This window comes from Yersinia sp. 2541 StPb PI, assembly GCF_052217145.1.
Taxonomy (GTDB): domain Bacteria; phylum Pseudomonadota; class Gammaproteobacteria; order Enterobacterales; family Enterobacteriaceae; genus Yersinia; species Yersinia enterocolitica_E.
Genome location: NZ_JAZGQB010000001.1, coordinates 251,636 through 277,781, shown reverse-complemented (window position 1 = coordinate 277,781; position 26,146 = coordinate 251,636). Strand labels below are relative to the sequence as shown.

Genomic DNA, 26,146 nt, shown 5'->3' with positions numbered 1-26,146 from the left:
GTCCACCCTGATATCCCCTTCGCACTTGAAGCTACAGGGTTGTTAGCTGCACGCATTATTCGGCCCATCCCTGGGCCTCACCTCTTCGAGGCCGCTGCAAGCAGCATTCAAATCTGTTCCCGACAGATTTGTCACCTGAATCACTTGACTGTGTAAGCTCAGCGGGATTCGTTTGCGGGCTGCCTATCTGCAACTCCAATTACTTTGGGTATAATCCATTGAGTTACCAATTATTGGTATATGAAAATATAATCACAAAATATGCATAAAAAATCACAATCAGGCAAACAAAAAAAACAATTAAATAATAAATACAACTCAACCAGCTAATTTTTAAGGAAATTATCTAATAATTGATGACCTTGCTCGCTGAGTATACTCTCAGGATGGAACTGCACCCCCTCCAATGACAAGGTGCGATGACGGATACCCATAATCTCATCCATCACTCCCTCATGTTCCGTCCAGGCGGTCAGTTCAAAACAGTCTGGCAATGAGTCGGTCGCAATCACCAAAGAGTGATAACGGGTCACGGTCAGCGGTTGGTTAAGCCCCCGAAAAACCCCCTGACCATTATGGCAAATAGCCGTGGTTTTACCGTGCATCACTTGCCGCGCTCGCACTACACGTGCGCCAAAAGCCTGCCCTAGTGCCTGATGCCCCAAGCAAACACCCAGTATCGGTAACTTTCCGGCAAAATGGTTGATGGCCGCTAAAGAAATTCCGGCCTCATTGGGCGTGCAAGGGCCAGGCGAAATCACCAAATGTGAGGGTGATAACTTTTCAATATCAGCAAGTTGTACCTCATCATTACGTTTAACCACCACCTCAGCACCCAACTCACAAAAATACTGGTAGAGGTTGTAAGTAAACGAATCGTAATTATCGATCAATAGCAGCATTTCATATCCAAAAAATCAGGTTAACGCTTACGCCCACCGGTAATTGACCCCAAGACACCACGCAAAATTTGTCGCCCCAAGTCCCGCGCCATGCTCTTAGCTGCCGTCTGGACGATACCATCACGTTTGCCACCGCGCGGGCCGGTAGAACCAAACAGTAAATCATTCAGCCCATCCATCAAACCACCGCCCGCGCTACCCTGCTGATCGGTTGACGGCTGAGAAGCCGCCCCCCCTCCGGGCGCTGCATCCCCCATGGTAGAGAATCCACCCGCAGATAATTTCTCATAAGCAGACTCGCGATCCACCCCCTCTTCATAACGACCATATAGTGGGGAATGATTGATGGCGTGATTACGCGCTGTCGCATCCAATGCGCCCATTTTTGATTGTGGCGCGATAACCATACCCCGCTCGACCACATTAGGCCGCCCTTTCTCATCAAGGAAAGAGATGAGAGCCTCGCCAACCCCCAATTCGGTAATCACCTGTTCGGCACTGAATGCCGGATTCGCGCGCATAGTCTGAGCTGCAGCTTTAACTGCTTTTTGATCCCGTGGGGTAAAGGCACGCAGAGCATGCTGTACCCGGTTGCCCAGTTGACCGAGGATTTTATCGGGAATATCTAATGGATTTTGCGTCACAAAATAGATGCCGACCCCTTTCGAGCGAATCAGCCGGACCACCTGTTCAACTTTATCCACCAGCGCCGTTGGCGCATCACTGAACAACAGATGGGCTTCATCAAAGAAAAACACCAGCTTAGGTTTATCAACATCACCCACTTCAGGAAGTTGCTCGAAAAGTTCAGCCAGCAACCACAACAGAAAAATCGCATACAGTTTGGGCTGATTAATTAACCGATCAGCCGCTAACAGATTGATAACTCCCTGCCCATGGCTGTCGATTTGCATTAAATCGTGAATATCCAGCATCGGCTCGCCAAAGAATTGATTGGCACCTTGCTCTTCCAAAGCCAGTAAACCACGCTGGATAGCACCAATTGAGGCCGGCGTGATGTTGCCGTATTGCGTACGGAACTGTTTCGCGTTGTCACCAACATATTGCACGATAGCCCGCAAGTCTTTCATATCAAGCAGCAGCAGGTTGTTGTCATCGGCAATTTTGAATACCAGTTGCAACACACCACTTTGCACGTCATTCAGATCAAGCAGACGACCTAGCAGCAGCGGGCCAAGATCGGAAATAGTGGCACGGATCGGATGACCCTTTTCAGCGAAGATATCCCACGGCACAATCGGGCAAGCTTGTGGCTGCCAATCCGTAACACCTATCGCTGCCAGTCGGGTTTGGAGTTTTTCCGAATCAACCCCTTCCGCCCCAATGCCAGATAAATCCCCTTTCACATCGGCGAGAAATACCGGCACACCAATACGGGAAAATTGCTCAGCCATTTTTTGCAGGGTGACTGTTTTACCCGTGCCGGTCGCGCCAGTAATCAAGCCATGACGGTTAGCCAGAGCCGATAAAATCACTAAATCCTGTGCCGGCGGCACCTTCGCGATAAGCAATGTTTCACTCATAAACCTTCACCCCATCACGTTTACGTTAGAGACAGATAATTGATTATAAGCACCCGATTCGGGCAAACGGATTAATTTATGACAGCAATGCGACTGTTACCCAAAGAACGTGGCGTTGCAGGTGGGCAGCAAGCAAAAGACAGCTTGGTTGTAAACCAGCCTTCGAGGTTTAACGTGAAGGCTGGTAACCAGCGATTAAGGTAAAACTTTCGCTGACAGGATAGTGATAGGTTTAACCGGCACATTCTGATACGGGCCGACATTTTCGGTCTGAACCTGGGAGATCTTCTCTACCACATCCATCCCTTTAACCACTTTACCGAACACCGCATAACCGAAGTCACGTTGGCCGTGGTCAAGGAAGGCATTGTCTGCCACATTCAGGAAAAACTGGCTGGTAGCACTGTCTTTATCAGCAGTACGGGCCATAGAGATGGTGCCACGCAGGTTGCGCAGGCCGTTATCCGCTTCATTTTTGATTGGTGTTTTAGCAGTTTTCTGTTTGAAGTCAGCAGTAAAACCACCACCTTGAACCATAAAACCAGGGATAACACGGTGAAAAATAGTGTTGTTGTAGTAGCCGTTGTTAACATAATCAACGAAGTTTTGTGTTGAAACCGGGGCCTTCTGGCTATTGAGTTCCAACTCAATATTCCCAACTGACGTCGTTAACAACACATGAGGCTCACCGGCAGCAAACGCTGCGGGGGCCACGGCGCTAAGGGAACAAAGTGCAATGAAGGTCACTAAAGTACGTTTAAACATTAACGGTTCCTTTCTGTAGGATGCGAACAACGGAAAAGCGCTTTGATTCTAGAGAGCTGACCCGCGCAATGCCACCCATTTACGGAATTTTACGTAACAGAATGCGCATTTAGGCTGAAAAGCTGCCTCTTCAGCAGTTAAACCGCACCATGATGATTAATTAGCCAAATTAAACCATTCCCGCACTCCCAGGCAACAGTGGAATTCTGCTATAGGGATCACGTCTTGTTTATTTTCCTTTATCTTATCTGCCATTTTTGGGAGAAACATCTCATTTTGTTTTTGGTTAATCGCTAGTCTGCTTTCAAATGAGAGCGCTCTCATTTCTAATTAATCTATATGGAAGCCAAATGATGAAAACCTTTAAAATTGCCATTATCGGTGGCGGTAGTAGCTATACCCCGGAGTTGGTTGATGGGCTGATTCAGCGTATTGACCAGTTACCGGTCACTGAACTGGCACTGGCTGATGTCGAATTGGGCCGTCAAAAAGTGGAAATCATTGCTGCATTAACCCGAAGAATGCTGGACCGGCATGGGCTAGAGCATGTAAAAGTCAGCATTCACTTCTCACTGGATGACGCGATTGCCGGAGCCAGTTTTGTCCTGACACAGTTCCGTGTCGGCCAACTCCCTGCACGCGCCGCGGATGAACGTTTAGGGCTGAAATATAACCTGCTTGGGCAGGAAACTACCGGGGTTGGTGGGTTTGCCAAAGCTCTGCGTACCATTCCGGTGATGCTTGATATTGCCGCCAGAGTTGAGCGGTTAGCGCCGGATGCCTGGATCATTAACTTCACCAATCCAGCCGGTATCGTTACTGAAGCAGTGACACGTTATAGCAAAGCGAAAATCATCGGCTTGTGTAATGTCCCAATCAGCATGCACCATATGATTGCCAACTTGCTCCACGCACCTTATGAAGATATCCAACTGCGCTTTGCCGGGCTAAATCATATGGTGTGGGTGCATGAGGTGTTACAACGTGGCAAAGATGTTACCGCCGAGGTACTGGACATGTTGTGTGACGGGGCCTCACTAACCATGAACAACATTAAGGAAGCACCATGGCCGCCAGAGTTCCTGCGGGCAATGGGGGCGATTCCTTGTCCGTATCATCGCTATTTCTATCAGACTCAGGATATGTTGGCAGAAGAGATGGCCGCAGCAGCCGAGCGTGGCACCCGTGCGGAACAAGTTATGCAGGTAGAAAAAGAGCTGTTCGAGCTGTACGCTGATCCGCATTTGGACAGTAAACCAGAGCAACTCAGCTTCCGTGGCGGATCATTTTATTCTGAAGTTGCACTGGAACTTATTCGTGCCATTCATAATAATTTAGGTACGCAACTTGTTGTCAATACAACAAACCGGGGTGCAATTCGCGGCTTATCTGACGGCTCAGTAGTAGAAACTAACTGTATTGTTGATGCACAAGGTGCACACCCACTCACCTTCGGCCCATTACCTGTTGCTATGCATGGGTTGACCCAGCAAGTAAAAGCCTACGAGCGCCTGACTATTGAAGCTGCGGTTCACGGTGACCGTCGTAGTGCCTTGTTAGCGTTAGTGACTAACCCACTGATTGCTAACGCCAGCATTGCTCAGCCACTATTGGAGGAAGTTCTACAGGTAAATAAACCTTACTTGCCTCAGTTCACAGAACTGTGATGGTAAATTAACTATTGTTGCGGGTTCTGACTTTATACCCAACGCTATAGGCGTTATAGCCAGATAACCCGCACAAATCCCGATGAACTTGCGCAATCAAGCGATTCGGGTGACCAATCGGCAGATTTGAATGCTGATTGCTGCGGTCTGGAGTGAGTCACGAACGCCGCTAACCCCCTGCGGCCTCAATAGCCAAGGGTTACTTTTAGCCTAAACAGGAGCATGAAATGGTTACACTGGAAGACGTCGCGGTATTAGCCGGGGTTTCCCGCGCTACGGTTTCCCGCGTGGTCAACGGTGATACCAATGTCAAAACCCTGACCCGCGAAAAGGTTGAACAAGCGGTCGCGGTATTGGGTTACACCCCAAACCCTGCCGCACGTGCACTGGCTTCCAGCCAAAGTAATACCTTGGGGTTGGTGACAACCTCATATCGTGGTGGCTTTTTTGGCGCGTTGATGGACTTCGTACAAACCGAAACAGAATCACAGGGTAAGCAGTTATTGGTCACCCAAGGGCGGGATAATGCTGATAAAGAGTGGCAGGCAATTCAGCGCCTGTATAACTTACGCTGCGATGGTTTAATCCTCCATGTACGTTTTCTCAGTGACGAGAAACTGCAACAACTTGCAGCGGCAGGCCGGTCATTTGTGTTATTAGACAGGATGGTTCCCGGTCTTGAATCCCGCTGTGTGACCTTTGATCACCGGCATGCGAGTCAGATGGCGACTCAGGTACTTATCGATGCAGGCCACCGTCATATTGCCTGTATCAGTGGCTCTTCTCAGCGCTATTCCAGTGTGTTACGCCGTCAGGGTTTTTTGGATGCCATGCAACTCGCAGGTTTAGAACCTACCGCCTGTGTGGAAGGCGTTTACGATCTGGAAAGTGGCTATCAACGCGCGGACGAGATCTTAAAGCGGCCTCGCCTACCAACCGCTATCTATTGCTGTAACGAAGAAATGGCAATCGGCGCGCTGTTGGCTATTAATAAACACCATTTGCAGGTGCCACAGGACATTTCATTGATTTGCTATGACAGTGGCGAACGCGCTCCTTTTGTTAGTCCGGCATTAACCAGTCTGCATTTCCCGATTGTTGGAATGGCGCAATTCGCCACCCAGTTGTTGATTAATCCGCAGCTCCCCAGTGCCAGTTTCCCGCCAACAATTATTATGCGCGATTCTGTTATGCCACCGAAACAACTCCGCTAGTCAGCCCCGGTGGCAAGTTATCGCTCTTTCCTGCTTATCTCTCTTTTCGTTCATGAAGATAGCGAATGTTATTGGCGTTGCTGGCACAGAATAAACCTTATCAGAGGCTCATCACCCGCATCACACTCACATGAATAAGTGATGCGACTGCGTGCCTAACACCCCTATTGCTTCACGTACCAAGGGTCGCTCTATTAAAACGTCACATTCAACTTTGCCCAAAGAGTTCGACCCGGCTCATTCAACGACGTATTGGCCGAGTACCCAAATCCACTATTACCGGCCAGATTGAGGTGCTCGCTGTACGCTTTATTCAGTAGATTATCGATACCAGTGCTGACTTTGACTTGTTTTGTAACCTTGTAAGCCACATTGGCAGACAGCACACCGAAGCCCGCACTATCAGCAAAGTCTTTACCTACCACATTCCCTTCGTTAATCGCGACCCGGTGCTGGCTGCTGACTAACCGCCATAATGCCGTGCTGTTCCAATCCCCTGCTTCAAACGTCAATCCTAACCGTGCTTCAAGGGGAGGGATTTGCGGCAACGGACGATGATTACTGGTATTTTCCCCCCAGGCATAAGCCAGGCTGGCGTCAGCTTTCCAATTGTCGTTAAAGGCATAGCCGGCCCCCATCTCACCCCCCATAATAGTTGCGTTGATATTATCTGCCTGACTGATGCGCAGATTGTTCGGGTCATACTTGAACAAAATGAAATCATTGACCCGACCAAGATAAGCAGAGACCCAACTGTTGAGCTGCTTACCATTGTATTGCGCGCCAATATCAAGTTGAGTGGTCTTTTCACTCTTCACCCCCTCAAAAGCACTGCTGGAGCCAACAGGCCCGAACGTCGGCGAAAATAGCTCCCAATAATCAGGAAAACGCTGCGTATGGCCCAAACCGGCGTACCACATCACCGGTAAGTCAGCCAGATTATGCTCAAAACGCATGAAACCGGCGGGGAGCGTTGCAGAGCGTGTCGGTTGAAAAGCACGGGCATAATTGGTGACTTCATGATGGTCAATGCGGGCACCGGTAATCAGTTTATCCTGATCGCTGGCACTCCAGGTCAGTTCGCTAAACAAGCCGTTGCTGGTAAAGCGAGCATCTTTATCCCAATGGCCTTGTTTATTTTTACGGTGCGTATTGGTTTGCAAATCAGTACCCGCCTCCAATTTCAGATCCCGCCACAACCAAGTGCCCATGACCCGGCCCCCCATCGTGCGCCGGTCCACATTACTGGACATCGCCATCATCGGTGGTGTGCGTAAGGTATTGTTATCCATAATGTGATTGGCATAATTGTAGTAGACTTTGGCTTCAATTTTATCCAACACGTCACCGATATTTGTTTTTTCAAAGCGTGCGCCCAGACTCTCGCGCAAGAACTGGGAACCGTCCATACCGCGCCCGGCATACCTTGCTTCACCGTCACCTTTACCCGCCGTTAGCTCGAGCAACGTATCACTGTCTGGTGTCCAGCCCACGGCGATATCGGCATTCCATTTATCCCATTTCGAGGGCACCCGCGCCCCATTGCCATCTTTGTAATCACCAGCCTGAGACTGATTACCCATCATGCGCAAATAGCCTTGCTCGTTACCTAAACTGGTATCGAGATTTTTATCCCAGCGACCATTAGAGCCCACCAATAGACTGGCATTCCCTTTGATGCCCGCCTGGTCAAAGTGAGGGGGTTGCCGCTCAAACAAAATAGTACCGGCGGAAGCACCAGCCCCCCACAACACCGATTGTGGTCCCTTCACTACGGTCAGCAGGTCAAAACTCTCTGGTGAAATATAGGATGTGGGCGCGTCCATCCTTGATGGGCAGGCCCCCAGTGTTTCCCCACCATCTGTCAGAATTTTTATCCGTGAACCAAACATGCCACGGAACACCACATCCCCATTGGTACCCCCATTACGGATTTGCGAGAAACCGGGGATAGTTTTCAGATAGTCAGCCCCATCACTGGCGGGAACAGGTTGGCGCGGCGCTTTAGGCGAGGTCACGATAACCAGCGGCGAATGAAGAGGCGCGCTAACAGTTATGACATCAGCATCATTGAGTTTTTTATCACTGCTATCGTTGATGGTGTTATTCGCCACCGGATCATGAGTCATCAGATGATCATGCGTAGCGGCAACGGTATTTAAGGCAAATACCGAAAAAGCAGCGGTTACTGCGCATGCTAATAATGTTTTTTTATAGGTTTTACTCTTGCCAGACATAATTATTCCTTGGGCAATACAAATTACTCCGGTGAGTATTTATCCACACCAGAAAAATGGTTTTTATTTTTTATCGGATTATCAGGAATAAAAGGCAGGTGGTGCGCGTGGTTGGCTCTCTGAATAGGTATCTTGAATAATTAACCAATAGATAAATAACGGCGGAGGGATCTCGGCTAACAGTAGTGCAGAGCGAATATCCGCTTTGGAAGCTGTATTCAGTAGGGGCAAATGAGTCAGTAATACACAATAACCACAAGCTGCATGATCCATCATCATGCCATCATGACCGCCTCCGGCCTGTGCGGTATTGCTATGTTGGGCCGTTGCCTGGCTCTGTTGATGGTCAGCGTGATGCGCCATATCCATAGCACAATTGGCCTTAGCAGCACTCACACTCATCGTTGAGATGGTTTTTTGCTCATACGAAAGCGCCAGTGAAACTGAAACCACCGGAGCGATAAATAACATCAGGATCGCCGCTATCCCCAACCAGGCAGAAAAGCGCCTTCTTTGATAAAGAATTTGGCTCAACGGCAGCCTATCGCCGTTGGTGTTACATCGGTGTTCACGCTTCTCATCACGATAAATTCCTTTATATCGATGAAAAAAAGAAAGTAAGGCGGATTAATTATCTGTTTTATTAATAGTTTTATACCCAAGTTACTTTGAGATGCAGGTAGACGGCAACCGAGCAAATCCCCTGCAGCTTAGATAACTAAGTGACTGGGCTGAGCAAGGGCTGCCAACACCCCTGTATCTTGAAGGGCGACCGGTATATGAGTTTTTACTGATCTACAAGCGGGGCAAATCATACCTGAAGCAACCTTAACACGACCCACACTTTAATAGAATTAAGAATCTTTATCATTTGAGGCCGCATCGTAATCTGTGACGGCTCACTATTATTCGCAATTGCTTTTCAGTCATTACATTAAAAGTTGAATGTAAATCACAAAAACTCACTATGCCTGTGCTAGGATCCGCCGCCTTAGTGCTGAAAACCGGTTTGACCTCCTTTTAGCCCTATGTCCGTTTTTAGCAATTATCTGTCTTTAACTCTTTATTTATTTGATACTGACGCACAGGCCTATTTATGAATAACAGCAATCGCATTCGGCTCACTTGGATCAGTTACTTCTCTTACGCCCTTACTGGTGCGTTAGTTATTGTCACCGGGATGGTGATGGGGAATATCGCAGAGTATTTCAATCTGCCTATTGCCAGTATGAGTAACACATTTACTTTCCTTAACGCGGGTATTTTAATCTCCATCTTCCTCAATGCCTGGTTAATGGAAATCATTCCATTAAAACGCCAGTTGGTGTTTGGCTTTATTCTGATGTTGATTGCTATCGCCGGATTGATGGTTGGCCATAATCTAATGGTCTTCTCAATCAGCATGTTCATCCTCGGGGTGGTCAGCGGGATAACCATGTCGATTGGTACCTTCCTGATAACCCATATGTACGAGGGGCGTCAGCGCGGTTCACGCCTGCTGTTTACCGATTCGTTCTTCAGTATGGCTGGGATGATTTTCCCTGTCGCCGCCGCAATGCTGCTGGCACGCCATATCGAATGGTACTGGGTGTACGCTTGTATCGGCCTGCTGTATGTCGGTATTTTTGTGCTAACACTGTGCTCTGAGTTCCCAGTTCTGGGCCACAAAGCCGCTGATCAAAGCAAACCGGTCGCGAAAGAGAAATGGGGGGTTGGCGTGCTGTTCCTGTCGATTGCCGCATTGTGCTATATCCTTGGCCAACTTGGTTTTATCCAGTGGGTACCGGAATACGCCACCAAAACGTTCAATATGGATATCAGTCAGGCTGGCCAACTGGTCAGTAACTTCTGGATCTCTTATATGATTGGGATGTGGGTGTTCAGCTTTATCCTGCGCTTCTTTGACCTACAACGCATCGTAACTGTACTGGCGGCACTGGCAACACTGGCGATGTATCTGTTTGTCAGCACCGATAACCCACAATACCTGAGCTACTACATTCTGGCGTTGGGTTTTGTTTCCAGTGCAATTTACACCACACTGATTACTCTGGGTTCATTGCAAACCAAAGTCTCTTCGCCAAAACTGGTTAACTTCATCCTGACCTGCGGTACTGTCGGTACCATGCTGACCTTCGTGGTGACTGGCCCGATTGTCGCCAACAGTGGTGTTCATGCCGCGCTGGCAACAGCAAATGGCCTGTACCTGGCAGTGTTTGTGATGTGTCTGATTCTGGGCTTCTTCACCAAGCACCGCAGCCACGGCCATGTGACTGACTGATTTATCGGTTTTACTGCCCTGCCGCCATCACGGTTGCAGGGCAGCGCCTATTTAAAATTCACTACCTCTTCCTGCCCCAGATATATGCGGCTTTCGGCTGGCTGGGTCTTGGCAATCACCATCCCATGACGAATGGAATAGTGCACTGGCACCTGTCGCCGCACGGCATCGAACCCATTTTCTGCGGGCAGAATAATCAGGTTAGCGCTATTACCTGGCTGCAAGCCATAATCAGATAAATGCATTGTCCTGGCGCTGTGGGTGGTTATCAGATTCAGCCCGTCGTTAATTTGGCTATACCCCATCAACTGACAAATATGTAGCCCCATATGCAGGACTTGCAGCATATTGGCAGTGCCTAGCGGGTACCACGGGTCGAATACATCGTCATGACCGAAGCAGACATTAATTTCTGCCGCCAGCATCTCTTTAACCCGCGTAATACCACGCCGTTTCGGATAAGTATCAAAGCGCCCTTGTAAATGAATATTCACTAATGGATTGGCGACAAAGTTGATACCGGACATTTTCAACAGACGAAATAGCCGGGAAGCATAAGCCCCATTATAGGAGTGCATTGCTGTGGTGTGGCTGGCGGTAACGCGCGCCCCCATATTTTCCCGGTGCGCCAAGGCCGCCACTGTTTCAACAAAACGTGACTGCTCATCATCAATTTCATCACAATGCACATCTACCAGCCGCTGATATTTCTGTGCTAAGGCGAAGGCGATATGCAGAGATTCAACACCATATTCGCGAGTGAATTCAAAATGTGGGATGGCCCCAACCACATCAGCTCCCAGTCGCAGCGCCTCTTCCAACAGCGCGGCACCGTCGGGATAAGAGAGAATCCCCTCTTGTGGGAAAGCGACAATCTGCATATCCACCCATGGGCTGACTTCTTCTTTTACCTCTAACATCGCACTGAGTGCCGTCAGACTAGGATCGGAAACATCCACATGGGTACGGACATGCTGAATACCATTGGCGATTTGCCACTTCAACGTCTGCCATGCCCGCTGTTTAACATCCTCGCGCGTGAGCAAGGCTTTGCGCTCTGCCCAGCGCTCAATCCCCTCAAACAGAGTACCTGACTGATTCCAGCTCGGTTGCCCGGCCGTTTGGGTGGTATCCAGATGGATATGTGGCTCAATAAAAGGCGGCAATGCCAACCCACCTTGCGCATCCAGCACCCCGGCGCCAACCGTCTGCTGTTCCGGCTGCGGGCTAATAGCACTGATTTTGCCCTCTGCGATAGTTATCTGCCAAAAGCCCGCTTGCCCGGCAAGCCGCACATTATTGATAGTGGTGAGTAAGTGATTTGGTAAGGATTGCGTTGTCATCGATGCCTCCATGATCCCTTTTATATTCTGGTCATAACCAAAAGCTATTTGCTTTAGCTTACCCGACCAACAGTATGCTGCCCGATTTTCTTTTCCCGTCATTTAAAATCTAAAACTGAAACCTTTCAGCTAAAGATGAATGAAATCCGCAACTTATCAAAAATCGTTAAAAATCATCCATCTACCACCTTAGAGGTATATGGAAAGCAAATTGATTTACATCAAGAAGTGCGGTGTAGGGAGGATTACTGTAAGCGTAGAAAATTAAAAATTGAGGCAAAAATGAGCAAAGTCAAACTTGCCATCATCGGCAACGGTATGGTCGGCCACCGCTTTATCGAAGACTTATTAGATAAAGCAGATAAAGACCAATTTGAGATAACCGTATTTTGCGAAGAACCGCGCATCGCTTATGACCGGGTACATCTTTCTTCTTACTTCTCCCACCACACTGCGGAAGAGTTATCACTGGTTCGTGAAGGCTTTTATGAAAAGCACGGTGTAAAAGTGCTGGTTGGCGAACGTGCCATCACTATTAATCGCACCGAGAAAGTGATCCATTCCAACAGTGGCCGTACGCTGTATTACGACAAGCTGATTATGGCGACCGGTTCTTACCCGTGGATCCCGCCGATTAAAGGCAGTGAAGGGCAAGATTGCTTTGTCTATCGCACCATTGAAGATCTGAATGCGATTGAGTCTTGTACTCGCCGTAGCAAACGTGGCGCGGTTATCGGCGGCGGGCTGTTAGGGTTGGAAGCCGCTGGTGCCCTGAAAAGCCTTGGCGTTGAAACCCATGTCATTGAGTTTGCACCGGTATTAATGGCCGAACAGCTTGATCCGATGGGGGGTGACCAACTACGCCAGAAGATTGAACGCATGGGGGTCAGAGTCCATACAGGTAAAAATACCCAAGAAATTATTCATTCAGGCCAAAACAGCCGCAAAACCATGCTGTTTGCCGATGGTAGCCAGTTAGAAGTAGATTTTATCGTCTTCTCCACCGGTATCCGCCCACAAGACAAACTGGCACACCAATGCGGCTTAGCCACCGCGCGCCGTGGCGGTATTGCTATCAATGATTATTGCCAAACCTCCGACCCTGATGTGTACGCCATTGGCGAATGTGCCTCATGGCAAGAGCGCACCTTTGGCTTAGTCGCGCCGGGCTATAAAATGGCGCAGGTCACCGCAGACCATCTACTTGGCCGCGAAAACGCCTTCCACGGTGCCGACATGAGTGCCAAACTGAAACTACTGGGCGTGGATGTCGGTGGGATTGGTGATGCTCATGGCCGCACTGAGGGTGCTCGTAGCTACGTTTATCTGGATGAAAGTAAAGAAATTTATAAACGTCTGGTGGTTAGCGCAGATAACAAAACCCTGTTAGGGGCAGTGCTGGTGGGTGATACCACCGATTATGGCAACTTGCTGCAACTGGCACTGAACAACATCGAATTACCAGAAAACCCGGACAGCCTGATTCTGCCGGCCCATGCGGGTAGCAAACCGGCAATGGGCGTGGACTCGCTACCGGACAGCGCGCAAATCTGTTCCTGTTTTGATGTGACTAAAGGCGACATCATTCAGGCTATCGGCCAGGGTTGCCACACCGTTGCCGCACTGAAATCCGCCACTAAAGCCGGTACCGGTTGTGGCGGTTGCATTCCGCTGGTCACCCAGGTGCTGAATGCCGAACTGAGTAAGCAAGGCATTGAAGTTAACCATCATTTGTGTGAACACTTTGCCTATTCGCGCCAAGAGTTATATCACCTGATTCGGGTTGAAGGGATTAAGTCCTTCGATGCCTTGCTGGAGAAATACGGGAAAGGTTACGGTTGTGAAGTATGTAAGCCAACCGTAGGGTCACTGCTGGCATCGTGCTGGAATGAGTATATCTTAGAGCCGCAACACACGCCGTTGCAGGATACCAATGACAACTTCCTCGGTAATATTCAGAAAGATGGTACCTATTCGGTTATCCCTCGCTCACCGGGCGGGGAAATCACACCGGATGGCCTGTTAGCTATTGGCCGTATCGCCAAACACTATAATTTGTATACCAAACTGACCGGCTCTCAGCGGGTGGGGATGTTTGGCGCGCAAAAAGATGACCTGCCCGCTATCTGGGCGCAACTCATTGAAGCCGGTTTTGAAACCGGACACGCCTATGCCAAAGCCCTACGTATGGCAAAAACCTGCGTTGGCAGTACCTGGTGCCGCTTTGGTGTCGGCGACAGCGTCGGCTTTGGTGTGGCGCTGGAGCATCGTTACAAAGGCATTCGCACACCGCATAAAATGAAGTTTGGCGTATCCGGCTGTACCCGTGAATGTTCGGAAGCTCAGGGTAAAGATGTCGGAATTATCGCCACCGAAAATGGTTGGAACCTGTATGTCTGTGGTAACGGCGGTATGAAGCCACGTCATGCTGACCTGCTGGCAGCGGATCTGGATGAAGAGACCCTGATGCGCTACCTCGACCGCTTTATGATGTTCTACATCCGCACCGCCGATAAGCTGCAACGCACCTCCGTCTGGCTGGAAAGTCTGGAAGGCGGCATTAATTATCTGCGCGCCGTGATCCTCGACGACAAGTTAGCTATTAACGACCAGTTGGAAGCCGATATTGCCCGCCTACGCGACAAAGTGACCTGTGAATGGAAAGTGACGGTTGAGAACCCGGCAGCACAGGTTCGTTTTGCCCACTTCATTAACAGCCCGCTACGCGACCCGAATGTACAAGTGGTACCTGAACGTGAACAACATCGCCCAGCGCGCCCAGATGAGCGTATCCCAGTCCGGGTGTTGGAATTGGAGGATAACGTATGAGCCAGTGGATTCCACTTTGTCCATTAAACGATATTTTACCCGGTAGCGGCGTATGCGGCTTGATCGGTGAGCAGCATGTCGCGGTTTTCCGCCCTTATGCTGACGAACAACTCTTTGCCATTAGCAATATAGATCCCTTCGCACAGGCCAGTGTGTTATCACGCGGATTAATCGCGGAACATCAAGGTGACCTATGGGTGGCCAGTCCGCTGAAAAAGCAGCACTTCCGCCTGCATGATGGTTTCTGTCTGGAAGATGAAAGTCGCTCAGTTGCCCATTATGACGTGCGAGTTCGCGACGGCATGGTGCAAGTCAAAGCGTGATAAATAACAGTTATCCGGTCAGTACCAGATAACCATAAAATAACTCTCGATCACAGGTATGAGTATGTATACAGATACGATCAACAAATGCGCCGCCAACGCGGCTCGCATCGTCAAGTTATCAAAAGAAAGCCCGTTGGGTTTCTGGATTGGCTCAGCAATGGCCGGTGCCTACGTCGGCCTTGGCATTATTCTGATTTTCACACTGGGTAACCTAATCGATCCTGCTTACCGCCCACTGGTAATGGGAGCCACCTTCGGCCTGGCGCTGACGTTGGTCATTATTGCGGGTTCCGAGTTGTTCACCGGTCACACCATGTTCCTGACTTTCGGTGTGAAGGCCGGCACCATCAAATCCAGCCAGATGTGGGCAGTATTGCCACAAACCTGGCTGGGAAATCTACTGGGTTCCGTTTTTGTGGCTCTGCTCTATTACTACGGTGGCGGTAACCTGCTGTCGGTGGATACCAGCTTGGTACACACCGCGGCATTAGCAAAAACCTCTGCGCCCGCTATGACCTTATTCTTCAAAGGTGTATTATGTAACTGGCTGGTTTGTCTGGCGATCTGGATGGCAATCCGTGTGGAGGGTGCCGCCAAATTTATCGCTATCTGGTGGTGTTTACTGGCCTTTATTGCCTCAGGCTACGAGCACTCTGTCGCCAACATGACACTGTTTGCCCTGTCTTGGTTTGGTAATCATAGCGAGGCCTACACCTTAAGTGGCATCGGTCACAACCTGTTGTGGGTAACCCTGGGTAATACCTTGTCAGGCGCAGTCTTTATGGGCCTTGGCTACTGGTATGCCACACCACGGGAAAACCGCCCGCAACCTGCGGCAGTTAACGCGCCGCAAGCTGTGAAACAGTAACGTACTGAGAATGTTGATTAAGGGGAAACGTGCCGTTGGAGCCATTCGGTGTAAACCATCGAAGCGCCACGGGGTATGGTCGCCCCTTCAATCACTGAACTTATCAATAGCCACTTCCGCCCCTAGACTGAAGGATTGCCGATGGACTACTTCCCGATTTTCTGCCAACTGCAACATAAAGCCTGCCTGTTGGTCGGCGGTGGTGAAGTTGCCGAACGCAAGGCTCGCTTGCTGCTGGATGCGGGTGCGGTAATTACCGTCAATGCCTGTGAGTTTACGCCACAGTTTCACCACTGGGCGGAACAGGGGCTGCTCACATTAGTCTGCGGCGAATTTGTACCGGATTTGTTGGCAGAGAAGTGGCTGGTGATTGCAGCAACTGATCAGGTGGCAGTCAACGCCTTGGTCTATCAGAGCGCCAATCTACAGCGGGTGTTCTGCAATGTGGTGGATGACCCGAAACGCACCAGCTTTATCATGCCGTCCATCATTGATCGCTCGCCGATTATGATAGCGATATCTTCCGGCGGTAAAGCCCCTGTATTGGCGCGCTTGCTGCGCGAAAAACTCGAGGCAATGTTGCCACAGCATTTGGGCCAATTGGCACAATTGGCGGGCAATTTGCGCCAGCGGGTGAAGCAACATTTTACCGCGATGGCCGATCGCCGCCGCTTTTGGGAAAAACTGCTTACTCACGACCGCCTGGCGCAATCATTGGCTAACGACGATCAGCGACAAATCGAACAACATATTGAGCATCTGTTCAATGCGCCGCTGAGTGATCGCGGTGAGGTGGTTCTGGTGGGTGCCGGGCCGGGAGATGCCGGTTTGCTGACGTTAAAAGGGTTACAGCAGATCCAACAAGCAGACGTGGTGGTGTATGACCGGTTGGTGTCTGATGAGGTGATGAATCTGGTACGGCGCGATGCCGAGCGGATTTTTGTCGGAAAAGAGTCCGGCTACCATTGCGTTCCGCAAGAAAGTATCAATCAGCTCCTATTGCAACAGGCACAGCAGGGTAAACGAGTGGTACGCTTGAAAGGTGGTGACCCGTTTATTTTTGGCCGTGGCGGCGAAGAGTTGGAAACACTGGCAGAAGCGGGGATTCCGTTCTCGGTAGTGCCGGGAATTACCGCAGCTTCCGGCTGCTCCGCCTACAGCGGGATACCCCTGACTCACCGTGATCATGCGCAAAGTGTGCGTTTGATTACCGGTCATGCCAAAAAAGACGCTCAATTAGATTGGGCCAATCTGGCGGCAGAGAAACAAACGCTGGTGTTTTATATGGGGTTATCCCAGGCGGGAGAAATTCAGCAGCAACTGATTCAACATGGGATGCCGGCTACCACGTCTGTGGCATTGGTGGAAAATGGCACCTCGCGGCATCAACGTGTAGTCAGCGGCGAACTGAGCCAATTGGGATTACTGTCCCAGCAGGTCAACAGCCCTAGCCTGATCATCGTCGGTAGCGTGGTCCGTTTACGTGAAAAACTGAATTGGTTCTCCAGTACTGATCACAGCAAAACAGCGGAACAGGTAGAAAAGATGGGTTAGGAAACCTTGCTGATGAAGGGGGCAAACCCCCTTCATATTATTGAGTCTTACGGATGGGCGACAAAACCGATAGCGTCGTACACTTTAGCTAATGTCTGTTGCGCGCGAGCACGCGCCTTGGCAGCCCCTTCACGCATCACTTCCTGCAAGAAAGCCTCGTCTTCACGATAAGTGTGATAACGCGCCTGTAGCTCTGTCAGCATGCCCGAGACAGCATCCGCCACGGCACCTTTCAAATGACCATACATCTGGCCTTCAAACTGTGCTTCCAGCTCAGGAACTGACTGACCCGTCACACCTGACAAGATATCCAGCAAGTTAGAAACACCGGCTTTCTTTTCTACGTCATAACGGATAACTGCTGGCTCGTCTGAGTCCGTCACCGCGCGCTTAATCTTTTTAACCACCGATTTCGGATCTTCCAGCAGTTCAATGACGTTATTGCGATTGTCATCAGATTTAGACATCTTTTTGGTCGGGTCTAGCAAAGACATTACCCGCGCACCGGCTTTCGGAATAAACGGCTCAGGGATTTTGAAAATATCACCATACAACGCATTGAATCGACCAGCGATATCGCGGCTCAGCTCCAGATGTTGCTTCTGGTCTTCACCGACTGGCACCTGATTAGTTTGATAGAGCAAAATATCCGCCGCCATCAATACAGGATAATCAAACAAACCGGCATTAATGTTTTCAGCATAGCGGGCTGACTTATCTTTGAACTGAGTCATTCGGCTCAATTCACCAAAATAGGTATAGCAGTTCAGCGCCCAGCTTAGCTGAGAGTGTTCAGGCACATGGGACTGAACGAAAATCGTACTCTTTTTCGGATCGATACCGCAAGCCAGATACAGCGCCAACGTATCTAAGGTTCTTTTGCGTAACTGCGCCGGATCTTGACGGGCAGTAATGGCATGCAGATCAACGATGCAATAAATGCACTCATAATCATCCTGCATCTGTACCCACTGACGCAGCGCACCCATGTAATTGCCAATGGTCAATTCGCCGGACGGTTGCGCGCCGCTAAATACGATAGGCTTGATTGGTTTACTGGATACAGTGGTTAATTCAGTGGGTTTACTCATTTTATACATCCTGATCTTTTAAAGACGACAGCCCGATGGCGGGCAACAGATCGGCAAAATGCTCCAGCACGCAATCGGGGTGACTGGTGGCAATAGCTTCGCCGTAGTTATATCCATAGGTCAGCCCAATACAAGGGCAACCCGCGGCCTGCGCAGCCATAATGTCATTACGCGAATCGCCGACAAACAGCATTTCGCTGGCGCGAAGGCCAAGTTTAGCTAACAGTAAATAGAGCGGGGCCGGATGCGGTTTTTTCACTACCACATCGTCGCCACCAATAATTACTGAGAAATAATCTGCGATACCCAGTGATGCCAGCAAAGGAGCAACAAACGGCGTCGGCTTATTGGTAATCAGCCCCATCGGCAAACCATGGGCTGCCAGTTGAGCCAGCGTAGCTTTCACTTGCGGGAATAGCTGGCTCCCCTGTTCAACCGTTTTGGCATAATAGTGATCAAACAGCTCACGGGTATGTGTGACTGACTGAGCATCCGGCTCATGACCTGCCCAGCGTAACGCACGCTCGACCAAAATATCAGCACCATTGCCAATCCAGGTGGATACCAGTGCGTTACCGGCAACCGGTAAGCCTTGATGCTGCAACGCCATATCAATAGCACTGGCAAGGCCTGGTGCGCTATCAACCAATGTACCGTCCAGATCGAACGCCACACCACGGATAGCATCGAATTTAGTCATGAGCAGACATCGCCAGCTCACTGCGCATAGCATCAATCACCGCAGCATAATCCGGTTGGCTGAAAATAGCTGAACCCGCTACAAACATATCAGCACCAGCCGCCGCAATCTGGCGAATATTGTCGACTTTCACCCCGCCATCCACTTCCAGGCGAATGTCATAGCCACTGGCATCAATCAATTTACGTACCTGACGTAACTTATTCAGTGTTTCAGGAATAAATGACTGGCCGCCGAAACCGGGGTTAACTGACATCAACAAGATGACATCCAGCTTATCCATTACATAATCAAGATAACTCAGCGGCGTAGCAGGGTTAAACACCAAGCCCGCCTTGCAGCCATTCTCTTTGATCAGTTGTAAGGTACGGTCGACGTGTTCAGAGGCTTCGGGATGGAATGAAATATACGTGGCACCCGCTTTGGCAAAATCCGGGACGATACGGTCAACCGGTTTTACCATCAGATGCACATCAATCGGCGCGGTAATACCATAGTCACGCAGGGCCTGACACACCATCGGCCCGATGGTCAGATTAGGAACGTAATGATTGTCCATCACATCAAAATGCACAACATCAGCCCCGGCCGCAAGCACCTTGGCGGTATCTTCACCCAAACGGGCAAAATCGGCTGACAGAATAGATGGGGCAATTAAAAACTTTTTCATCCGCGTCTCCAAACGTATCTCTTTGTTCTATAAAACATCTTCCTGACAGATGGCGCATCTACGTCAGGGGTTCTATTTCATAAACCATTGGGTTTGAATCTTTACCGAGCGGCATTCCCGCTCAGCTATACAGCGCCAAAAGCTCGTTCACTTTACTACGACCAAGAATATTACGGCTGATAGTACGGCGCGCTTTCACCACATGCAGTGACGCCTGATGATACCAATTGCGCGTCAGCTCTGTATCGTGGTTAGAAATCAGAACTGGAATCTTGCTTTCGGCCGAAAGTTGATAAGCCAGACGAGCCAGATTCTGTTGATCCACAATGCCAAAGTTATTGGTGTGATATGCCGTAAAATTCGCCGTCGCTGACAATGGCGCATACGGAGGATCGCAATAAACTACCGCCCCATGCACTGCTTTTAAGAGAGTTTCCTGATAATGCTCACAAACGAATACCGCATTTTGCGATTTTTCAGCAAACCAATAAAGCTCTACCTCAGGGAAATAAGGTTTTTTATAACGGCCAAAAGGCACATTGAATTCACCGCTCAAATTATAACGACACAGGCCGTTATAACAATGGCGATTCAGATAGAGAAATAATAATGCGCGGCGATAAGCATCAGTACTGGTGTTAAACTCTTGACGCAGTAGGTAAAACTGCTCGGATTTATTGAAGTCGCCCGTAAACAAAACACGGGCGTCACGCACAAAATCATCAGTGCGTTCCTTCACGATATTGTAGAGGTTGATAAGATCGCTGTTGATATCGGCCAGTATGTAAGACTCATACTCAGTGTTAAGAAACACCGAACCCGCACCGACGAATGGCTCTATCAAGCAGTCTCCCGCTGGAAGATGGCGTCGTATGTCATCAACCAGCGGATATTTCCCACCAGCCCATTTTAAAAAAGCGCGGTTTTTCTTCATGCCGTCAGTTAGCTACTTAATAATTCAGAGCCGCAGATTGTACTCTGTTTCAAACAGCACATCAGCGCACAAATAAGAATGATTTATTTTTTAAGGTCTTGCTGCACTTGTTGTACAGGTTTAACCCACGGTTTTTTCGCCTGAACATCGGCTGGTAGCGTCGTGATGGCCCTTTTTGCATCAGCAGAAGAGGGGTAGTTACCACTTACTAAAATATACCAAGGTTTACCATCACGTTTAGTTTCATAGACATGATAGTCAGTTAATTTTTGCTGTTTAGCATAGGCATTCAATGTGTCTGAGCGTGATGCGCTGCTCAGTTGTAACGTGAAATGGTTACCTGGTGCATTCTTTAAGGTACTACTGCTGCCAACGGAACCTGATTTGGTCACCGCAGATGCCGCTGGAGAAACCACGGTGGTCGGTTTTTTATGGTTGCTGGTTGGCAGCTTAGCTGCTGTCGTAGCTTGTTTCTGCGACGGGTGGGTAATGGTTTCACCCGTAGCCGGTGCCGGTGCTTTAGCCCCTTTTGAACCAGAAACCGTTGCAGGTGCCGTCGGCAAGGTGGATGTCTGACCGTCGTTCATATTCTGAGACAAGGTATCAACCTGCCCCTGAGTTTGAGAAAGTGCATCAGACATATTGCCTGGCAATTCAACACGCTGAGTCGGGCTGTTCGCCGAAGGCGGCACTGAAGCTTCAGTTGGCGTTGGCGAAATTGGCGGAGCACTAATATCCTGTGGCTGAGCCGAGTTCTTCACGCCATTGGCATCATGACCGTCGCTGGCATTGTTTGCTACACCGGGCTGAGTGTTATTGCCGCTAGTGAGTGAAGATGAATCAGACAGATTAATATTTCTCGCTGCATCAACATTCGGGTTTTGCTGGGATGCTTCATGCTCAGTCGGGGCTTTCAGGGCTGAACCGATGGCGATAATGATCAACAAAAGCACTAAAATGCCGATACCAATCATGATGTGTTGGCGTGAAACAGCAAGCTTAGGTCCGGCCGAGGACTTACGGGCACGTGTAGGACGACGGTCACTGCTATCTGGTTTCAGATCGTCTTCCGGCTTTAAATCATCCATCTAAACCCTCCAACTAGAGGCAAAAGCCCACCGCATTGATCACTGCGATCTGGCTGATTGATTTTACTGACTGCAAACAGGCTAAATCGCCCGTAGCAAAGGAATATGATGTTCTTATAGTACAACATCTTAGAACTTATGCGCATACCCTTCGTACTTGAAGCCGCAAAGGTACTAGCCACCCTCTCTTCCAAATCGCTAACTTGCGTCAGCTCAGCAGAATTATGAGCCTCACCAGGGATTACCCTGCGGGCCAGCACAAGTGTTGTTCAAAATGGTTTACAACCAATTTGCCTTTCCCTTGTTGCCTACAAGCTACTCCAATAACTATGGGTATCGAACATATAAATATCGGACTTATGCCATTTTTATAACTGGCAATCAGCTATCGATGCCAACACCGTGTCATGTGCAATACCGCTACGGATTTCTGATTTACCAATAGCCGTTGGCAGTACCAGACGAAGCTCGCCTGCCAGTACTTTTTTATCCCGCATCATATGCGGCAGATAAGACTCTGGTGTCATTTCCTGCGGCCCGCAGACCGGCAGACCGGCTCGTAACAGTAGTTGTTTGATACGCTCAACATCACTGGCTGAGAACTGACCTAATCGACGGGAGGTGTGTGCTGCCATCATCATTCCCGCAGCAACGGCTTCGCCGTGTAACCAGACGCCATAGCCCATTTCAGCCTCAATAGCATGACCATAAGTATGGCCCAAATTGAGTAATGCGCGCATACCGCTCTCTTCACGTTCATCGGCAGCAACAACATCGGCTTTTAATTCGCAGCAACGGCGGATGCAGTAAGCTAACGCTGACATATCCAGTGCGAGTAATGCATCGATATTATCTTCTAACCAATCAAAGAAAGCCGCATCAAGAATGATGCCATATTTGATAACTTCAGCCAGCCCGGAGGCAAGCTCACGCGAAGGGAGAGTGTTAAGGCAATTAAGGTCAACCACTACCGATGCTGGTTGATAGAACGCACCAATCATGTTTTTGCCCAGTGGATGATTTACTGCGGTTTTGCCACCGACAGAGGAATCCACCTGAGACAGTAAGGTAGTAGGAACTTGAATAAAGCGAACGCCGCGCTGATAGCAAGCCGCAGCAAAACCGGTCAGGTCGCCTACTACACCGCCACCTAAGGCAACAAGTGTAGTATCACGACCATGCGGTTTTTCCAGAAGGGCAGAAAATACCTGCTCCAGAACACTCAGAGATTTGTACTGCTCACCGTCAGGTAAAATCACCTGATCAACTTTAATGCCACTTTGTTCCAACACTGCCCGGAGCGAATCCAGATAGAGTGGAGCCAGCGTTTGGTTAGTTACCAGCATTACCTGGTCACCCGCCTTTAGTGGCGCAAAAGAGGCCGAATCATTGAACAATCCGGCAGCAATCGTAATGGGGTAACTACGTTCCCCTAACGTGACAGTAATCTTCTCCATGTCGCGCTCAGTAACCTTCTTAACTTACGCCCGGAGGCATTAGTAAAATGCTAAAATCAGTTACTTTCCAGCATGTTGATAATCTGGTTAGCAACAACTTTCGCGCTTTGATCGTCAGTGCGGATGGTGACATCTGCAATTTCTTCGTACAACGGATTACGTTCTTTTGCCAGTGCTTCTAACACTTCACGTGGAGGCGCATCAACCTGCAACAACGGACGTTTTTTGTCGCGCTGTGTACGGGCCAACTGCTTCTCGATTGTAGTTTCTAAATAAACCACAACGCCACGGGCTGACAAACGGTTACGGGTTTCTCTGGATTTAACAGAGCCACCACCGGTTGCCAGAACAATGCCTTGTTTTTCCGTCAGTTCATTAATAACTTTTTCTTCACGATCGCGGAAACCTTCTTCGCCTTCCACGTCGAATACCCAGCCCACGTCAGCTCCGGTACGTCGCTCAATTTCTTGATCAGAGTCGAAAAACTCCATATTGAGTTGCTGAGCTAACTGACGACCAATAGTGCTTTTGCCGGCACCCATAGGCCCAACCAGAAAGATATTGCGTTTCTCTGCCATGTTTTTGGTATTACTAAGACTATTCGTTAATGATAACCCGCCCCGCCAATCAAATCAGCGGCGGGACCTAAACTGAAACCTCATGAGCGATAGTGCGAGATCAGACGGAAAATTATCTCAGCACTTCTGGTAGTTTGGCAACCGAATAAATCGTTGTACACGTCGTGGGAGGGAAACCATACGTTTTTATCGGCGTATCAACGTTATTAAAACCTCGGAGCTCAATTCGGTAACCCTTGTAAGCTAAATCGGAGGCAGCGTCAAATTTAGAAGCCTCCTATCACACAAAAAGTTGCAGAAAGTCACCAAGATTGGTCTGTTTTCATAAAACACCCCCCCATAAGGCTCAAGCACTGATTAGCCTTGGCGTGATGAAAATCACTAACTCCCGCCGACTTTGTTGTTGGGTGTCTTGTTTGAACAGCGCGCCCAGCCAAGGGATATCGGCCAGGATGGGCACTTTATTAATTCCCTGACTATTTTTTTGCTGGAAAATCCCCCCAAGCACAATAGTTTCCCCATCGTTTACGGTTATTTGGGTTTTTATTTCCTGCTTATCTATTAATAAAGCTTCACTATCTCCGCGTTTAATTGCCATTCCGGGCATATTTTGGCTGATTTTCAAGTTTAGAGTAATCTTGCCATTACGCAGTATTTTCGGTGTCACTTCCATCCCTAATACTGCCTCTTTAAACTCAATAGTAGGCACCCCTTTTTTACCCCGCGAGACCGTATAAGGAATATCAGAACCTTGCTTGATACTGGCAGTTTGCTGATGGGATGTCACCAGCCGAGGGCTGGCAATAATATCAACCTGATTTTCTTGCTCCAGCGCGCTCAATTCCAGTTCCAGCAGACGCCCGCCGATACGGGCAACATTGAATCCAGCGCTGAGGGCGCTATTGGGGAGTGGCAAATTCACATTAAAATTATTCACTCTCAGCGCACGGGGCTGCGTTGCTTCGTCCATACCCCAACGCACACCAAGTTCATGCAAATTTTCCCGACTCATAGTTACGATGTGTGCCGCTAACTGCACTTGCTGTAAAGGCAAATCCATCTCTGCCAGCCAACTTTTCAATAGTGCTAAAGAGGCGGGAGTATCGCGAATTAATAATGTATTAGTACGTTTATCTACCACTACGCTACCCAGTGGCGATAGCAACCCACCTTCAGGAAGAGTCAAACTGTCGGCAACTTGTTCAGCATCAGCATACTGCAAGGCCAGTGAGAAATTATTTAGGGACTCAGATGCATCTTTCTGTTCCGCCCGTTGCTGTCTTTCTTGTATCTCCTGTTCGGTAAAAACCATCATTACCGCCCCTTCGCGCTCTACTTTCAGACGGCCCATACGCAAAATAATCGCCAAAGCCTGCTCCCACGGAACATCCGCCAATCTCAGGCTGAGATTACCGTCAACCCCGGCGGCAATGACTAAATTCAGTTGCTGATAATCCGCCAGTGCCTGCAACACTACCGCTATCGGCGCATCTTGAAACTCCAGGGTTACCGGCGGCCCACTTTTTGCGCTAAAGGCACGACTTGTGAGTAATACCAGCAGCAGCATCATCACCCCAGCACTGAGTGTTGGGGTAAGCCCACTCCGGGTTTTCGTAGTAGAAACATTCATCAGACTAATTCCTTTTATGTCCTGTATATTTGAAACGGTAAGAGTGCTTATGCTGCCCAGCTAAGCTCTTTAGTGATGATAATAATTATCTAAAACAACCCGTTAGTTAGTGCATCAGCAGCACCACTGGCTCCGATAATCCAGAGCAAAAGCCAACTAAGCCAGTATTCTGTAGGCTCACCTGCCGTGAGCCAATATGGGTAACTTGCCAAGTTGACAATAGCCGTGAGCCGACCACTAGCTTCTGCCAGCGGCCCTCTGGCCGCAGTATCCAACCAGAAGAGTAATCTCCTCCCCTGACAACCCCTTGTAATCGCCAATGAGTGAGTTTCTCCCGCTCACCATCACATGGCTGTGCTGATAGGTCCTGAAAAGGATTACGCCCTGTGGCGGTCAATAAGGGGTCGGCATAAACCACAGGTGCCAGTGATACGATTATCAGAGAGACGATCTTTAGAGGCCCCATAC

At 49.3% G+C, this 26,146-nt stretch carries 22 protein-coding genes; 7 read left to right on the top strand and 15 right to left on the bottom strand.

The window, feature by feature from the left end; all coding sequences use genetic code 11:
- Window positions 1-326: 326 nt before the first annotated feature.
- The 3 genes from V1953_RS01080 to ppiA all read right to left on the bottom strand — a co-directional run bounded on the left by V1953_RS01080 (window position 327) and on the right by ppiA (window position 3,211).
- A complete protein-coding gene (locus V1953_RS01080; RefSeq protein WP_083161192.1) occupies window positions 327-902 on the bottom strand; it encodes an aminodeoxychorismate synthase component II in 576 nt (191 codons plus the stop codon).
- 20 nt (window positions 903-922) lie between these two features.
- Window positions 923-2,446, bottom strand: coding sequence for a helicase HerA-like domain-containing protein (locus V1953_RS01075; protein ID WP_442850575.1), 1,524 nt, complete (start codon window positions 2,444-2,446; stop codon window positions 923-925).
- 195 nt (window positions 2,447-2,641) lie between these two features.
- On the bottom strand, window positions 2,642-3,211 hold the full coding sequence (gene ppiA, locus V1953_RS01070) for a peptidylprolyl isomerase A (protein WP_083161196.1): 570 nt from the start codon (window positions 3,209-3,211) through the stop codon (window positions 2,642-2,644).
- 353 nt (window positions 3,212-3,564) lie between these two features.
- Here ppiA and V1953_RS01065 point away from each other — a divergent pair, with 353 nt between their 5' ends.
- Together V1953_RS01065 and V1953_RS01060 are read left to right on the top strand one after the other, a co-directional pair.
- Complete coding sequence (locus V1953_RS01065) at window positions 3,565-4,878, top strand: 6-phospho-beta-glucosidase (RefSeq protein WP_083163947.1); 1,314 nt, start codon at window positions 3,565-3,567, stop codon at window positions 4,876-4,878.
- Window positions 4,879-5,105: 227 nt separating this feature from the next.
- A complete protein-coding gene (locus V1953_RS01060; RefSeq protein WP_083161198.1) occupies window positions 5,106-6,092 on the top strand; it encodes a LacI family DNA-binding transcriptional regulator in 987 nt (328 codons plus the stop codon).
- A gap of 194 nt (window positions 6,093-6,286) precedes the next feature.
- On the opposite strand, the gene V1953_RS01055 is transcribed toward V1953_RS01060, so the two are convergent.
- Together V1953_RS01055 and V1953_RS01050 are read right to left on the bottom strand one after the other, a co-directional pair.
- Window positions 6,287-8,221 carry a TonB-dependent copper receptor gene (locus tag V1953_RS01055; RefSeq protein ID WP_442851291.1) on the bottom strand — a complete coding sequence of 645 codons (1,935 nt, stop codon included), beginning with the start codon at window positions 8,219-8,221 and terminating at the stop codon, window positions 6,287-6,289.
- 189 nt (window positions 8,222-8,410) lie between these two features.
- Window positions 8,411-8,800 (bottom strand): DUF2946 domain-containing protein, encoded by a 390-nt coding sequence (locus tag V1953_RS01050; protein WP_372568500.1) that lies wholly within the window; start codon window positions 8,798-8,800, stop codon window positions 8,411-8,413.
- A 625-nt stretch (window positions 8,801-9,425) separates the two neighbouring features.
- Between V1953_RS01050 and tsgA the strand changes: the two genes are divergently transcribed.
- Entirely contained in the window at window positions 9,426-10,610 is a 1,185-nt protein-coding gene (gene tsgA / locus V1953_RS01045) for an MFS transporter TsgA (RefSeq protein WP_050087416.1), read from the top strand.
- 47 nt (window positions 10,611-10,657) lie between these two features.
- On the opposite strand, the gene V1953_RS01040 is transcribed toward tsgA, so the two are convergent.
- Window positions 10,658-11,953, bottom strand: a complete 1,296-nt coding sequence (locus tag V1953_RS01040; RefSeq protein WP_193784747.1) for a cytosine deaminase — start codon at window positions 11,951-11,953, stop codon at window positions 10,658-10,660.
- A 282-nt stretch (window positions 11,954-12,235) separates the two neighbouring features.
- On the opposite strand from V1953_RS01040, the gene nirB reads away from it, so the two are divergent.
- From nirB to cysG, 4 genes are all read left to right on the top strand, one after another.
- Window positions 12,236-14,782: a nitrite reductase large subunit NirB gene (gene nirB / locus V1953_RS01035; RefSeq protein ID WP_083161206.1), complete on the top strand. Its 2,547-nt coding sequence runs from the start codon at window positions 12,236-12,238 to the stop codon at window positions 14,780-14,782.
- On the top strand, window positions 14,779-15,105 hold the full coding sequence (gene nirD / locus V1953_RS01030) for a nitrite reductase small subunit NirD (RefSeq protein WP_050087415.1): 327 nt from the start codon (window positions 14,779-14,781) through the stop codon (window positions 15,103-15,105). The genes nirB and nirD overlap by 4 nt, the downstream gene beginning before the upstream one ends.
- A gap of 64 nt (window positions 15,106-15,169) precedes the next feature.
- Window positions 15,170-15,976 (top strand): nitrite transporter NirC, encoded by an 807-nt coding sequence (gene nirC, locus V1953_RS01025; RefSeq protein ID WP_083161208.1) that lies wholly within the window; start codon window positions 15,170-15,172, stop codon window positions 15,974-15,976.
- A gap of 141 nt (window positions 15,977-16,117) precedes the next feature.
- A complete protein-coding gene (gene cysG, locus V1953_RS01020; RefSeq protein WP_442850574.1) occupies window positions 16,118-17,530 on the top strand; it encodes a siroheme synthase CysG in 1,413 nt (470 codons plus the stop codon).
- A 47-nt stretch (window positions 17,531-17,577) separates the two neighbouring features.
- Here the strand turns inward: cysG and trpS are convergent, their stop codons facing one another.
- From trpS to V1953_RS00975, 9 genes are all read right to left on the bottom strand, one after another.
- On the bottom strand, window positions 17,578-18,621 hold the full coding sequence (trpS, locus tag V1953_RS01015) for a tryptophan--tRNA ligase (RefSeq protein ID WP_083161212.1): 1,044 nt from the start codon (window positions 18,619-18,621) through the stop codon (window positions 17,578-17,580).
- A 1-nt stretch (window position 18,622) separates the two neighbouring features.
- Window positions 18,623-19,321, bottom strand: coding sequence for a phosphoglycolate phosphatase (locus V1953_RS01010; RefSeq protein ID WP_442850573.1), 699 nt, complete (start codon window positions 19,319-19,321; stop codon window positions 18,623-18,625).
- Window positions 19,314-19,991 carry a ribulose-phosphate 3-epimerase gene (gene rpe, locus V1953_RS01005; RefSeq protein WP_042568757.1) on the bottom strand — a complete coding sequence of 226 codons (678 nt, stop codon included), beginning with the start codon at window positions 19,989-19,991 and terminating at the stop codon, window positions 19,314-19,316. Before rpe ends, V1953_RS01010 begins: the two co-directional genes overlap by 8 nt.
- Before the next feature lie 121 nt (window positions 19,992-20,112).
- Window positions 20,113-20,925, bottom strand: coding sequence for an adenine-specific DNA-methyltransferase (dam, locus tag V1953_RS01000; RefSeq protein WP_442850572.1), 813 nt, complete (start codon window positions 20,923-20,925; stop codon window positions 20,113-20,115).
- 83 nt (window positions 20,926-21,008) lie between these two features.
- Window positions 21,009-22,013: an SPOR domain-containing protein gene (locus tag V1953_RS00995; RefSeq protein ID WP_372568498.1), complete on the bottom strand. Its 1,005-nt coding sequence runs from the start codon at window positions 22,011-22,013 to the stop codon at window positions 21,009-21,011.
- A gap of 368 nt (window positions 22,014-22,381) precedes the next feature.
- Entirely contained in the window at window positions 22,382-23,470 is a 1,089-nt protein-coding gene (gene aroB, locus V1953_RS00990) for a 3-dehydroquinate synthase (RefSeq protein ID WP_083161222.1), read from the bottom strand.
- Window positions 23,471-23,526: 56 nt separating this feature from the next.
- Window positions 23,527-24,048: a shikimate kinase AroK gene (gene aroK / locus V1953_RS00985; protein WP_004702222.1), complete on the bottom strand. Its 522-nt coding sequence runs from the start codon at window positions 24,046-24,048 to the stop codon at window positions 23,527-23,529.
- Window positions 24,049-24,394: 346 nt separating this feature from the next.
- Entirely contained in the window at window positions 24,395-25,615 is a 1,221-nt protein-coding gene (gene hofQ / locus V1953_RS00980) for a DNA uptake porin HofQ (protein ID WP_442848312.1), read from the bottom strand.
- 169 nt (window positions 25,616-25,784) lie between these two features.
- Window positions 25,785-26,144 (bottom strand): pilus assembly protein PilP, encoded by a 360-nt coding sequence (locus V1953_RS00975; RefSeq protein ID WP_442847467.1) that lies wholly within the window; start codon window positions 26,142-26,144, stop codon window positions 25,785-25,787.
- Between the last annotated feature and the right edge of the window lie 2 nt (window positions 26,145-26,146).